Raw genomic sequence first — 12,580 nt, forward strand, 5'->3', positions numbered from 1 at the left:
TTGCTACCTACTTACGTTCAAGAGTGGTCAGACGATCACGTCGCCGTTCTAAGCGGAGTTTGCGCAGTTCCAGTTGTTGGGCGTTGGTTATCAATTTGACCGAATCCTGACGGGCTTTGAGCGTATTTTCTACGTTCTGCTTTTGCAGGGTTTCGATGCGGGCCAGATTACTGGTGGTGTTGGCTTGCAGGTTCTGAATGTTTTTTTCCAGCTTCTCCCGCTCCTTTTCCACATCCTTCACTTGCTTCTCTGCCTCCGCAATTTGGTCTCTGTAAGCTTTGATGCGGGCGGCGGCGGCAAAACTTTGAACCATCGTACGCATCGCCGCATACTCCGAAGGCGTTTGGGTAGCCGACATAAAAGAATTGCCCCCCAGCGTGGCCCATACAGCCAGTTCGGCTACAGTATCGGCTGGGGCAACAACGCTGGCGTACAGGTCGATTAGTTTGCCCGACACGCTGGATACGGGCGTCTGCTTAGCTACTAACAGGTCCTTTTTGCCCACACCAAAGGTGCCGTCACCTTTCAGACGGATGTTGTAAGTGTCTTTCAGCCAAGCCTGCCAGTAGTCGCGCAGCCACTGCGCAGTGCCATCAACCTGCACTTTCAGGGCTTCGCGCTCTTTGCGCTCAAAACTGACAGTGCCATCGCGCACATCATACAGCTGCGCCGCGGTGGGCTGAGCTAGCAGCGCCAAAAAGCCCCCCAGGAGCAATAGGGTGTATATTTTTTTCATGTCATGCGGGCTTAAATATCGTGGCGCTCAAAGGTGGCGTGCAGGTCTTGGCGCATGTGCTCGAAGCGCTGCACGGCGGCTTGCAGAAACTCGTCGTCGAGCAGAGTGCGTACTTCGGCATCGCCACCGGTCAGGTCCATTTCGCTTACCTTATACGTTTGCTCCAAAGGGCCTTTTTCCAGCTTGATCAGGTACTTACCGTTCCAAGAGAAAAGCGTGATTTTGGCATCCGGGTGCGGGATATCGGCTACGTGGCGCATGGCTGGGGGGCTTTTTCTGATGAATAGGCGAAGATAGGCAGCTCACGTTCAACAACGGCTTGTGTTGCCATGAAACCACGTTGTCAGCAAGTCGCGTATACGACTGTGCCGCCCCTTCTTTTCCCCGCTAACCTTTTTTATCATGCCACAAGGAGATAAATCGGCTTACACCGACAAGCAGAAGCGTAAGGCCGAACACATCGAAGAAACCTACGAAAAGCAAGGCCTATCGGAAGCCGAGGCGGAGCGTCGGGCGTGGGCCACCGTCAATAAGCAAGATGGGGGCGGCAAGAAAAGCGGTTCAGGCCGCAAGAAGCCCACAAAAGAATAACTCTTTACACAACTCAACAAAAAAGCCCCCCAGCGCAATGCCGGGGGGCTTTTTTGTAGTAATCGCAGAATGAATCTAAGCGACGGTGTGCAGAATTACCCACAGCGAGGTCGCCGAAATCAGGACCCACAGTATGATGCCTAAGCCAAAAGGCCGCACGCCCACTTTGCGTATCATCTCCATCGAGAGGCCAGCTCCAATCAGAAACAAGGTCAGCGTCAGGCCTATTTTCGCTATCTGCGCCGCTACTGCACCCGCGCCGCGCAAGGCCGGCACATAGGTGGTGAGCAGCATCGCTCCAATAAAGCCCAGAATGAAGTAAGGCAGCTTGACCTTGGTGCCTGGTGTTTTGAATAAAAAGGCCGTACCAAGCGCCACTGGTATTATCCAAAGGGCGCGAGAAAGCTTCACAGTAGTAGCCACTTGCAGGGCTTGGTCGCCGTAATGACTGGCAGCTCCTACCACCGAGCTGGTATCATGAATAGCAATAGCGCACCACAATCCGAATTGGTTTTGCGTCATCTGCAAGGCGTGGCCCAGCGCTGGGAACGCCAGCAACGCCACCGAATTGAGCACAAACACAGTACCCAGCGCCACCGAAAACTGCGACTTTTCAGCCTGTAATACGGGCCCTACGGCGGCGATGGCACTGCCGCCGCAAATAGCGGTTCCGCAGGAAATAAGGTGAGCCGTTTTGCGCTCGATACCCAGCCAGCGACCCAAGCCGTACCCTAGTACCAGGGTACCGAAAATAGTAGCAATAGTAAATATAAACCCTTGACGACCAGCCTGTGCAGCAGCGCTGGCATTGATGCCAAAACCCAAACCTATTACCGAATACTGTAATAGCTTACTCGTGTATTTATGTGTTTGAGTAGCAAATGGATTGCCCATCACTAAGGCCACCAACAAGCCCAAGCCCAAAGCTACCGGTGGCGAAGCCCAAGGTGTCAGGCAGAAGATAAGTCCGATCCAGAAAAGGACCTGTTGGGGTGTTAGTGGGTAGCCGAATACCGTAAATGAATGGTTTAGAAACGAAGCTGCATGATGGTGTACTGAAACCAGGCGGGCTGAATTGGAAGCGAAAGGACGGGCAATTTTCATGGAAGAAAGCGCTACAAGCTCTATTCCAGAATAACGCTTTTCAGCCGCATTGGATAATCAAAATTGATTATCAGCAATAACCTGTGGTTATCGGGCAGGCTTCCTAAGTCGCTGTGTGTACGTCAAGAAACGCTGGGCCTGAGCAGATAAAGGTTGGCCCTGAATCCACACGACCTCGAAGCGTCGAGAAAGGTGCAGTTCCTGCACAGGCACGATTTCTAGCCACCCAGCCGCTACTTCCTTCAGTAAGGCGCGACGCGATACAAATCCTAGGCAATGAGGCGCCGCCTCTAAGTAAGACTTAATGCCTTCCGTATTATCCAGATAGAGCGCAACGTTGAGATCTGACAGCTTGATTTTGTGTGCACGTAAGGCATATTCTAGCACTTCGAGCGTACCGGAGCCACGCTCACGCAAAACGAGCGGATGCCGCAGTGCATCCGCCAAAGTCATACTCTCGGGGGGCTTTTTTTCAGGATGAGCGCAACGAACGGCTACCAGCTCATCATCAAGGAGAAGCTCGTAATGGAGGTCGCGGTTTTTGACCTGGCCTTCCACAAAGCCCAGATCAATTTGCCCCCTGAGTAACGCTTCGGCAATCTGCTCAGAGTTGCCGTTGAGTAAGGTCAGCTCCACAAGCGGGTACTGGGCCTGAAAACCGGGCAAAATAGGCGGCAACACATACTGGGCCAGCGTGGTGCTGGCACCCAAGCGTAAGCGGCCGGCCGCCTCATCGTGTAAGGCGTGGAGCTGGTTTTGCAGGCGCTCATGCAATAGCTCCACCTCATCGGCGTGGGTGAGCAACAACGTCCCAGCAGTGGTCAGGCTTACCCGGTTGCCGCGCCGCTCAAAGAGGCGCTGACCGTAGCTCGTTTCCAGTTCCCGAATATGCTTAGTGACGGCGGGCTGAGTAATGAACAGCTCCTGCGCGGCCTTAGTAAAGCTCAGATGGCGCGCCACCACTTGAAAAACACGCAGACGAAAATCAGGCATGCTGCAAGCTACGATTAGCGCCAGAATTTGACTTAACTAAGCAACTATCGCCTCACCAGCTAATACTCCAACAGGCGGTGAACCGAGGATCATTAATAGAGAATATCGTCGATGGGCTCCAGCTTTTTCGGCACATTCGTTTCGCCTAGCATTTCGCGTAGGTCAATTTCAATGGTGCGGCAGATGCTGGTCATGGGCACGTCGTTCATCTGGTTTTCGAACGGGTTTTCGCTGGTATGCCCTACCACTTCAATCGTGTTGAACACCCACGATATAAGCACTGAGAATGGAATGGTAAGCCAGATATGATCAGGACCCATTTGGGCAAACTCGCTGATCAGACCCAAGGGTAACAAGGTGGAAAACAGCCACACAAATACGAAGCTGTAGTAGGCATATTGGCGCGGAAAGGGCGTATTCTTGATTCGCTCGCAGCCCCCTTGCAGGTTATAGAGTTCCTCCAGCGTCTGCATGAGGCGCATGTGCTGAAAGTCATTGAGCAAGCCCCGATCCTCCCGTAAAATGCGTAGCTCAGCGGCCTGAAGACGGATAATATGAGCCGCTGGGTTTTGCAAATTTCGGATGTCGTCACTTTCCTTCTGGCTCAGGAAAGGAGCCACATCGGTATCCCAATAGTCGGCTACCTGGCGGCGCAATTGTAGGCGTACGGAGTTACACCAGGCTATTTGGCGGTGCACGAGCCGCTGGTGCCGCCCAGTGAGTTCTTCGGCGGTGGCTTCGGGAGCATTTACGTCGGGGGCATCGACACGGGAGGTAATAAACTCCAACGCCTGCACAGCCCACAGGCGGCTATAGTTAACGATACCACCCCACAGTTGCCGTCCTTCCCAGAAACGGTCGTAAGAGCCGTTATTCTTAAAGCCGATATAAAAGGAAACCGCAATACCCAGCGTGGCCACGGGCTGCCACGGAATAGCAATTGACTTGAAATTTAGCGGACCATACACGACACACACCAAAAAGGCGTAAAGCAAAAAGATGCATACGCTACGCCGGGAGTACTTCCAGACGACGCGCCAGCGAATATTATTACGAACGTACACGCTTCAATGAGATGAAAAGCTTACAAATAGGGAGAGCCGGCCGATATGCAGAAGCCGATATGCTCTTTACGCAAAAGCTCAACAATCAGGCTGTCCGTAACTGTTGAAGCCAGCATTTGTCTGCATTAATCGGCCGAAATGTCGATAGCGATACCCATCAGCTGCATCAGCTTACTGGCGTTGAAGCTCCGACATAGGCCCGGTGTAAGGCGGTAATCAAACTGGATTTCATCGCCTTCGATAGTGCTGTTGAAGCTGTAATTGGTAACAGCGCCGGGCAGTTCATCGGCCAGAGCGCCCAGTTCCAGATCGTGGGTGCTAATCAGGCCGCTGGCGGGGCGCTGGTGGAGCTGGTGAATAAGAGCACGCGCCCCACGGTGTCGGTCGCGGGAGTTAGTGCCTTTTAGAATTTCGTCGAGCAGGTAGAATACAGGCGTGCCGGAGGCAGTCAATTCCAGGAGCAAGCGCAGGCGCTTCAATTCCGCGTAAAACGAGGAGGTGCTTTCGGCCAAGTTATCTTGAGTGCGCATCGCGGTGTACACTTGGGCCGGGCTCACACGCAAGTGGCGGGCACAAACGGCACCGCCGGCCAGCGCCAGCACCATATTCACGCCCACGGTCCGCAAAAAAGTGGTTTTGCCCGACATATTGGAGCCCGTCACTACACCCGTACATCCTGCGCCTACCGTGCTGAAATCGTTGGTGATGCGCTCGGTGCTGAAAATAAGCGGATGCCCCAACCCTTGAGCTGTAAACTCTAGCGCTTCGCTACTTAGCTCGGGCACCGTGTATGAGGGGTTGGCAAACTGATACGCCGCCAGACTTACCAGCCCTTCTACCTCGGCCACGACATCGAGCATACTGGTCAATTTGCCCCCCAGTCGCCGCTTCCAGCCTTCGAGGCGCCACATCCAGAAGAAATCCCAGAACAGCAGATTATTGGCGAAGAAAGCGGCCAGCGTGCTCTGCCGCATGGAGAAATAAGCTACAATGCTGGCCAGTTGACCGATTAGCTGTGAAGCTGGCACAGCGCCCGGCGCGTTTACTTCGGCTTGCAACGCCACCAATGGAGGCGAAGTAAAGGTTTGGGTTTCGAGTAGCGTCAGCTGGTCGCGGTAAGCACGCAGCACGTCATACATGCTGTCGCTGTGTTCGAAGTAGTCGTCGCGGGCCACGCGGAAGTAGTGATTAATACCCCCCAGCAACAGCAAAAACGGCACAACGACGCCAAATGAATAGCCCGACAGCCACAGCCCTGCGCTAGTAAGGGCCAGCGGCGGCAAGATGAACAGGGCAGCTTTCAGCCATGCTTTGTCGGCAAAGAAATCGGGCTGCTGTAGCCAGGCAGCAAAGCGGCGCGGATCGTCGGATTGGCGCGGGAAGTGTCGGGCCCGAGCCTGCCACTCCTGCTGCCAGCTACTATCTGGGGTTAGCTCGGCCACGGCAGCCTGACGGGCGCGCACAACGGCTGGCGAAGCCGCTTGCCGTAGCCAATCAGCTAGTCGGTCTTGGCCTAGGCGAGAGGTAGTCCGGCTTAGCAGTTGGAACAAGGAATGCGGACCGAATACATCGAGGTCGGCGGCGTAGGCGTGGCTGGCATCCAAGTAGCGTGCACCAGCGTCAAACTGCGTCAATTTGCCCCCCAAGCGAGCCAACTCCTCTTGATTAATAAGGCCCAGCAGCCGATAGTGATTGTAGTGATACCCAAGGCGGCTGTGCCAGCGCATGACCAGCACAAACACCACGTACAGAGCCACTACATAAGTCAGTCCAGCGAGGTTGCTGCCATTACTGAATAAATAATAGCCCCCAGCGCACCTGCCGCAAACACTACTACCCGAATCCAAGCCACGGCTTGATGACGCCGACCATAGTACTGCTCCTGCTTGGCATGGGCAGCTAAATTGTCAGTGAATACGTCGGCGGGCGCGACGGAAAGCGGGCGGAAGGCGACAGGTTGGGGCACGGGCAAGCGACAGTTGAGCCTAAAAGTACCAAAGCCTAAAGCATTTTCCGGGTTTATCCGTCTACTCTATCGATACCCCAAGCAATGTCTCCTACCAGATACAGCTATTACTATTTGTCAGGTGGCAAGCCATAGAAGCCGGCGGCTTACGCCACATCAGGTGTCATCTGAACCCAGTAGGCCGCTGGTGTGGTTGTTGTGGCACGGCCATGTTGTACACTCTATCTCCCTGTTATTATGCCGCTACTGCGTTCCGTTCGCCGCCTGAGCCTGTTCCTGTTGGTAAGTGCCGCTGGTTTTTCCAGTGCTCAAGCTCAACAAAAGCTGAAAGCTCCCAAGCCCGACGCCGATGAGATTTACGATAGTGTAGGCCAGCCAGCCGTGCCAGTAGGCGGCGTAGAAGCATATGCGCAGTATCTGGCCGATAATCAGCGCTACCCAACGGGCGCCTTGCAGCGTGGCGTGCAGGGCACTGCGCCGGTTACGTTTGTGGTAGAGAAATCAGGCGTTATTTCTAGCGTGGCCGTCACGCAGCCCCTCGACCCAGAGCTGGATCAGGAAGCTATTCGGCTCATTAAAGGTGGCCCAAAATGGACCCCAGCACAGCATCGGGGGCAAAAGTTCGGCAGCGCGTCACGGTACCCGTATCGTTTGCTATTCCGGCGGATGAGTCTGGCGCTACGGCGGCCACGGCTCCAGCTGGAGCCAGTGCTTCATCGGGCCCAACGATGGTAAAACCGGATGAGCCGGCCCGCCCTGTAGGCGGCACCGAGGCCTTTTTCGCGTGGATTCAGGAAAACCAGAAATACCCAGCCCTGGCTCGTCAGCGCAAGGTAGAAGGCCGGGTGATGATGGAGTTTATTGTGGAAAAAGACGGTTCGCTCGTTGAGCCGAAAGTCATCAAACGCCTCGGCTCTGGCCTCGATGAAGAAGCCTTGCGCTTAATCAAAGCAGCTCCTAAGTGGACGCCTGCCCGCTACAAAGGGCAGCCGATGAAGCAAAAGATGGTGTTGCCGGTTGTGTTTCAACTGTAGAAGCTACGATGCACCGCCAATTAAACTTGGCCAGCCATATATTATACAGGTAACTATAAATCAGCTACTTATATTTATTTATTCCGCTCCGCTTTCTTACTGTCTACACTATGCTTTCTCCGCTCCCCCTCGTTTCGGCTCCTCCCGTAGCGCCCACTATGCACATAGCCACGCCGAGCGCGCAAGTAATATGGGCGTATCAATCACGTTTTCAGCAGGCTGCTCAAGCCATTGCCAACGGCATTTTTGATACGCTTGATGATGATTTGGCCCCGGACGTGCTCATCCTCGGCATTCCGGTCGCGGGGCCTAACCAACAAGACGAAGATGTGCTGTCCGCCGTGTGTCTGGAGCCCGCTGACTGCGGGCTTGACTTCGCCCATTTTGGGCAGGTATTGGCACGAGGTGAGGAGTTTCAGCTTCGGGAGCCCTGGGGGGCTCATTTTGACCGCGAGCAGGTGATGACCGAAGAAATGATTAAGCGTAAGCAGCACGCTATTGGCTTGCGGCTGGCTGTGCAGGAAGTGCTCGACAGGATAGATTCGGAAGACAAAAAGCGGCAATCGTTCGCGGGAATCCCCATTCAGATTGGTGGGTTCTACGTGCTGACGGTGCTACGCCTGAACCGAAAAGTGCTGCGTACTCACCCCGCTCTCACCCCCAACCGCTATTATACCGACGGTCGCCTGCTGGCCTCGTCGCTGGGGCTGGCGGCTGTGCTGCGCTTTCATGAAGAATGCGTAAAATCGTTGACGGAGCCCGAACCCGGCTCCGGTATGCTGCTGCGCCACCGCGAAACCGACGAGCTACTACGCGCTGCCGGCAAGCTGCTAATGGATACTCCCGCGCAAGCTCTAGGCATCAGTCCCGCTACTGCCAAGCTATTTGCTACCTATAACACCATCTCATCGCTGCGCTACGAAGGTGCTGAAGGCGTAGGCAAGATGTACCTGGCTAAGCGGCGGCATCCTAATCTGGAGGAAGTTTTCGCTCTCACCTGCCCTACCCCGCTCACCGACTACCGAGCCGTGCGCAAGTTGCTAGAAATGACAACTGGCGATGTGAGCCTGCTGGCCGACGGCGAAAACGTGTATGCTCTGGGCCGGCCCATCGGTCATTATGACCCTAGCCGAGAAGATTTGTTCGTTATCAACTTTGTGACGCATTATGCCTGGGAGTTTCAGCACGACGGCAAAGTGCTGATGCGTACTACCTATGGCAACCCAAGTTTGCCGCGCGCACGCCTCAACCGCAGCCGCTTCCGCAAAGACCTGCGCCGGACTTTCGAGCTAACCGCCCCGGAAAAAGTAGAACGGCTTTGGGACGTAGTACTAGAAGCCAGCAAGCAGAAGCACGGTACCCTGGTAGTTGTTACGACGGAGGCGCTGGCCGAAGCCGACCGGCTTAAGCTCCAATGCACGCTTATCGAGCCCGTACCGCTCACGCCGCTTATTACCCGCTTGGTTACGTCTATTGATGGCGCCGTGCTCGTTGACCCCGAGTCGTACTGCTATTCGATTGGGGTCATTCTCGATGGTAAGGCTTCGGGCCGGGGCACCAGCACGCGCGGCGCCCGCTACAACTCTGCCATTCGCTACGTTGAGAGCAGCCCCTATCCGTGCATGGCTATCGTCGTAAGCGAAGACGGAATGGTGGATGTGATTACGAAGGAGAGCCTAGCGGAAGAAGATTAGACGCTGGGGGGCAAATCGCACTTGGTTTCCAGCTTTATACAGTCATGGAAAATGTACTGGCGTTGAGCTTAGCTAAACCAATATATCGTAAAGGTTGTGCCTTCCCCCACAGCACTGGCTACGTCTAAATGCCCCCCACGGCTCGTAACAATGCGCTGCACCAGGTATAGGCCTACGCCCGTGCCACTAATATGTGGATGCTGGCGGTCGAAGAGCTGAAATATTGGGTCGGCCTCTTTGTTTACTTCCATACCCAGGCCATTGTCCTGCACTTTCAGCCAGGGTTGACTAGTGTCGGTCATACCACTCGTTATGCTTATGCACGGCGGGCGCTCGGGGCAGGCATATTTGAGGGCATTGCTGAGCAGATTGTGTAGTACGCTGCGCAAGTTAGCGCGACCGTATACCAAGGTAGGAGCCGCCTCAAAATTGAGAGTTACGGTTGCTTCCGTATCCTGCACGAGTACGCGCAGTCCCAACAGCACTTCCTCAGCCACACTCCGCAGGTCGATTGCCTCCGTGGGAGCCGTTAGTTGCCGCTGTTCCTGTACCGTGGCGGCCAGATCGTGTAGGGTAGTATCAAGCTGCCCTAAAGCCCCATCGACCATGCGCAACAGCACCTCATGCTCGTCATCATCGAAAGTAGCTGTCCGGCGCAGCTCATCAAAAAGCCCCCTAAGGTTAAACAGAGGCTGTTTCAGGTCGTGGGAGGCGGTATAAACGAAAGTATCCAGGTCGCGGTTGGTGCGCGCCAGCTCGTCATATTGATGCTGCAATACTTCCCGCAGACGATGCTGATCGTCCACATCTGTACACGCTCCAAACCAGCGCGGCCCCCGCACGTCGCTCAGTTGCCGGGCCCGGATGATGTGCCAGCGATATTGGCCATCGTGGCGCCGCATCTGAAAAAGGCCATCGTAGCTTTCACCCGTCGCCACGCAGTGTACCCAACGGCGGGCAGCACTGGCCTGCTCAGAAGGATGAATCAGAGAAACCCAGCCCGTGGGGCCCAGTTCCTCAGCCGAAGAGCCAGTATATTCGGCCGTATGCTGATTGTAATAATCGATAAATCCCTCTGCGGTGGCCGTCCAGATCAACTGGGGAATACTATCGGCCAAAAACCGTAACTCGGCCTCACCCCGGCGTAGGGCATCGGCTAGCTCGCGCTGATCATGCACCTCCGTAACCGCACCATGCCAGTGAGCAGCCTGATCCGGTGCGTGCAGTTCGGGCACTGCCCGGCTGAGCATCCAGCGGTATTGTCCATCATGGCGCCGCAACCGGTACTCATAACTCCATCCTATACCCGCCTTTCGAGCAGCTTCCGACTGATATATTACCCGCAATCGATCCTCAGGATGAACGAGCAATGGCCATATAGCATCTAGGTCGGCGGTAGGAGGCTGCCCAGTAAAGTAATACCATTGGGGGCTTACATACTCATACTTGCCAGCTACATCAACGGTAAACGTAATCTGGGGGGCTGTTTCGGTTAGTACCCGTAAGCGCGTATCGAGTCGGCGCGTTTCCAAAGCCAGTTCGTGGGCACGTTGGCGCGCCTCCTCCTGCCCTGTTACATCAACCGCAAATAGTAACAGCCCGTGTACCTGATCTTCATCATCCTGCAGTGGTTCGAGAGCAATATCAAAGTAGCGCGGAATGGGTGGCTCGCCGTTATCTGTGGGAAGAGGCAATCCGTAGGCTTTGGCAACAAAAGGGCTCCCCGAGTCATATACCTGTTGCATCACTTCACGCAAGTCGGCGGGTAATATTCCATCGGCCAGAGGCTGACCTTCAGGAGTATTTCCGCCTAATAAGGCTTGCATCGCTTCATTTACAAAGCCATACCGCAGTTCCGAGCCCAAAAGGGTAGCAATACCAGCCGGCATATGCCGCAGAATACGCTGAAGCTCCTGGTCACGCATGTAGATAATTCAAAAGCAGCAACAAACTAAAATGCGGCGCTAACACGGCCGCGAACCAAAGAAACCGCAACCTATCTGCAGCTAAAGAACCTCATTTTTTACTACGCGCCTTCCTATCTTGAGCCTCGCGATGAATACCCGCCAGCCCTAACGTAAGCACAAAGCACCAGTGCTAACTGCCTACGCCAGCCGATTCAGCGGCGGTAGTATTGGCACCAAATACAGCTTGGCGCACTAGGTCAACCAGAAGTGCATCAGCAATACTGAGCGTATCGGGGGTAGCGGGCATCTTATGGGGCAGAAAAAAGCCAGTGAGTGCACCAAAGCCTTCAGGATTAATCGGATGAAATGCCATTGACCAATCGGGAAAGCTACGCGCAGTGATGGGCTTATCCGTTAGCTTTACAACGTTGGAATGGCGCCCATCGAGAGCAATCTTTTCGAAAAGGGGCCTAGTAACCTCTGAATCGCCCTCAATCAGTTGGGCGATGTTGCCGTGGCTATAAAACAGGATGCCAGTGACATTATTGCGCTCATTGTCGCGGCGGCATTGCGCCAGCAATTCCTGCAAGTCCTGATCAGATAGAGGCCGAACAGCCCGGCTCATGTAAGCAATATGGTTCATACAAAAAAACATGGGCCACCACGCACCAGTCGAAAAGCCTTAGAATCTGCTAAGTGGCAAGCAGCCCTACGGACGAGCTTACAAGATACGAAGCCTTCATATCCTAGTTGCTGCAAATTAGGATTTGCGCTGGGCCTCTGTACTATACTGACATTCGTAACAAGCGTTCTTGCAAGCTGAATCCGAGGATTCCAAGTCAAAAATACGCAGTTTTTTCAGCAAAAAGCTCCTTGACAATTCTGCAGACGGCATTCAAGCTGATAGCTTACAACTCAATTTACTTTAACGCTTCGCTCTAAACGACCACGTAATCCGGAAAACAGCTACCACATCGCCAGCCTCATCGGTTCCGATGCTGGTGCATACCACGGTGCGGCCCTCGCCCGTAACACGACTTTCGGCAATGGCCTTACCAATTTGCCCCCCATCGGTGCTGGTAAAGCGAATGAGGCCCACGGCTTTTTTGGTGAACTCCGCCTCCAGCCCCGTTACGAGCATCGACACGGGTGAGCCGCTGCTGATATGCATGAGCGCCAGTACGCCACTAGCCATTTCGGCGGCCATGCTCAAGCAGGCAAAGTAGATGCTGCGAAAGGGATTCTTGGTCAAATATTTATAGGGAACTGTCACGGTAGCCTGCTCCGGCGTCACGTCGCGCACGCGCAGCCCTGCCAAGTAAGCCATGGGTAAGCTGCGTAACATAAACAGGTGCAGCTTCAACGAATTCTGAATGGTGCGCCGGAAAGCAGCGGCTTGGGGCGTATCGAGCGAAGTAAAGGCAGTATCAGGAGAAATGGGCGTCATACGTAACGATTACTAAAGCAGAAAGTAAGACGACTCATTTATTA

At 54.5% G+C, this 12,580-nt stretch carries 14 protein-coding genes; 4 read left to right on the forward strand and 10 right to left on the reverse strand.

Features of this window, described 5'->3' with window-relative positions; all coding sequences use genetic code 11:
- Positions 1-7 precede the first annotated feature (7 nt).
- Positions 8-736, reverse strand: coding sequence for a hypothetical protein (locus G7064_RS08565; protein WP_166073258.1), 729 nt, complete (start codon positions 734-736; stop codon positions 8-10).
- Between the two features lie 11 nt (positions 737-747).
- A complete protein-coding gene (locus G7064_RS08570) occupies positions 748-996 on the reverse strand; it encodes a hypothetical protein (protein WP_133271704.1) in 249 nt (82 codons plus the stop codon).
- A gap of 142 nt (positions 997-1,138) precedes the next feature.
- Between G7064_RS08570 and G7064_RS08575 the strand changes: the two genes are divergently transcribed.
- Positions 1,139-1,327 (forward strand): type II toxin-antitoxin system RelE/ParE family toxin, encoded by a 189-nt coding sequence (locus G7064_RS08575; protein WP_166073259.1) that lies wholly within the window; start codon positions 1,139-1,141, stop codon positions 1,325-1,327.
- A gap of 75 nt (positions 1,328-1,402) precedes the next feature.
- Here G7064_RS08575 and G7064_RS08580 read toward each other — a convergent pair whose 3' ends face one another.
- From G7064_RS08580 to G7064_RS22300, 5 genes are all read right to left on the reverse strand, one after another.
- Positions 1,403-2,431, reverse strand: a complete 1,029-nt coding sequence (locus G7064_RS08580) for a YeiH family protein (protein WP_166073260.1) — start codon at positions 2,429-2,431, stop codon at positions 1,403-1,405.
- Positions 2,432-2,518: 87 nt separating this feature from the next.
- A complete protein-coding gene (locus G7064_RS08585) occupies positions 2,519-3,424 on the reverse strand; it encodes a LysR substrate-binding domain-containing protein (protein ID WP_166073261.1) in 906 nt (301 codons plus the stop codon).
- Between the two features lie 92 nt (positions 3,425-3,516).
- A complete protein-coding gene (locus G7064_RS08590; protein WP_166073262.1) occupies positions 3,517-4,488 on the reverse strand; it encodes a bestrophin family protein in 972 nt (323 codons plus the stop codon).
- 125 nt (positions 4,489-4,613) lie between these two features.
- Complete coding sequence (locus G7064_RS08595) at positions 4,614-6,245, reverse strand: MutS-related protein (RefSeq protein ID WP_240935825.1); 1,632 nt, start codon at positions 6,243-6,245, stop codon at positions 4,614-4,616.
- An 8-nt stretch (positions 6,246-6,253) separates the two neighbouring features.
- The gene (locus G7064_RS22300; protein ID WP_240935826.1) at positions 6,254-6,454 is read right to left on the reverse strand and encodes a hypothetical protein; all 201 of its coding nucleotides are present in this window, start codon (positions 6,452-6,454) and stop codon (positions 6,254-6,256) included.
- Between the two features lie 237 nt (positions 6,455-6,691).
- On the opposite strand from G7064_RS22300, the gene G7064_RS08600 reads away from it, so the two are divergent.
- The 3 genes from G7064_RS08600 to G7064_RS08610 all read left to right on the forward strand — a co-directional run bounded on the left by G7064_RS08600 (position 6,692) and on the right by G7064_RS08610 (position 9,182).
- Positions 6,692-7,189 (forward strand): energy transducer TonB, encoded by a 498-nt coding sequence (locus G7064_RS08600; RefSeq protein WP_166073263.1) that lies wholly within the window; start codon positions 6,692-6,694, stop codon positions 7,187-7,189.
- Positions 7,183-7,488, forward strand: coding sequence for an energy transducer TonB (locus tag G7064_RS08605; RefSeq protein ID WP_166073264.1), 306 nt, complete (start codon positions 7,183-7,185; stop codon positions 7,486-7,488). The genes G7064_RS08600 and G7064_RS08605 overlap by 7 nt, the downstream gene beginning before the upstream one ends.
- Positions 7,489-7,598: 110 nt before the next feature.
- Positions 7,599-9,182: a DNA integrity scanning protein DisA nucleotide-binding domain protein gene (locus G7064_RS08610; RefSeq protein WP_166073265.1), complete on the forward strand. Its 1,584-nt coding sequence runs from the start codon at positions 7,599-7,601 to the stop codon at positions 9,180-9,182.
- A 68-nt stretch (positions 9,183-9,250) separates the two neighbouring features.
- Here the strand turns inward: G7064_RS08610 and G7064_RS08615 are convergent, their stop codons facing one another.
- From G7064_RS08615 to G7064_RS08625, 3 genes are all read right to left on the reverse strand, one after another.
- Positions 9,251-11,107 (reverse strand): PAS domain-containing sensor histidine kinase, encoded by a 1,857-nt coding sequence (locus tag G7064_RS08615; protein ID WP_166073266.1) that lies wholly within the window; start codon positions 11,105-11,107, stop codon positions 9,251-9,253.
- A 172-nt stretch (positions 11,108-11,279) separates the two neighbouring features.
- Positions 11,280-11,732, reverse strand: a complete 453-nt coding sequence (locus tag G7064_RS08620) for a BLUF domain-containing protein (protein ID WP_166073267.1) — start codon at positions 11,730-11,732, stop codon at positions 11,280-11,282.
- Positions 11,733-12,014: 282 nt separating this feature from the next.
- Positions 12,015-12,536, reverse strand: coding sequence for a PaaI family thioesterase (locus G7064_RS08625; RefSeq protein WP_240935827.1), 522 nt, complete (start codon positions 12,534-12,536; stop codon positions 12,015-12,017).
- Positions 12,537-12,580 lie beyond the last annotated feature (44 nt).

Source organism: Hymenobacter sp. HDW8 (genome assembly GCF_011305775.1).
GTDB classification, from domain to species: Bacteria; Bacteroidota; Bacteroidia; order Cytophagales; family Hymenobacteraceae; genus Hymenobacter; species Hymenobacter radiodurans.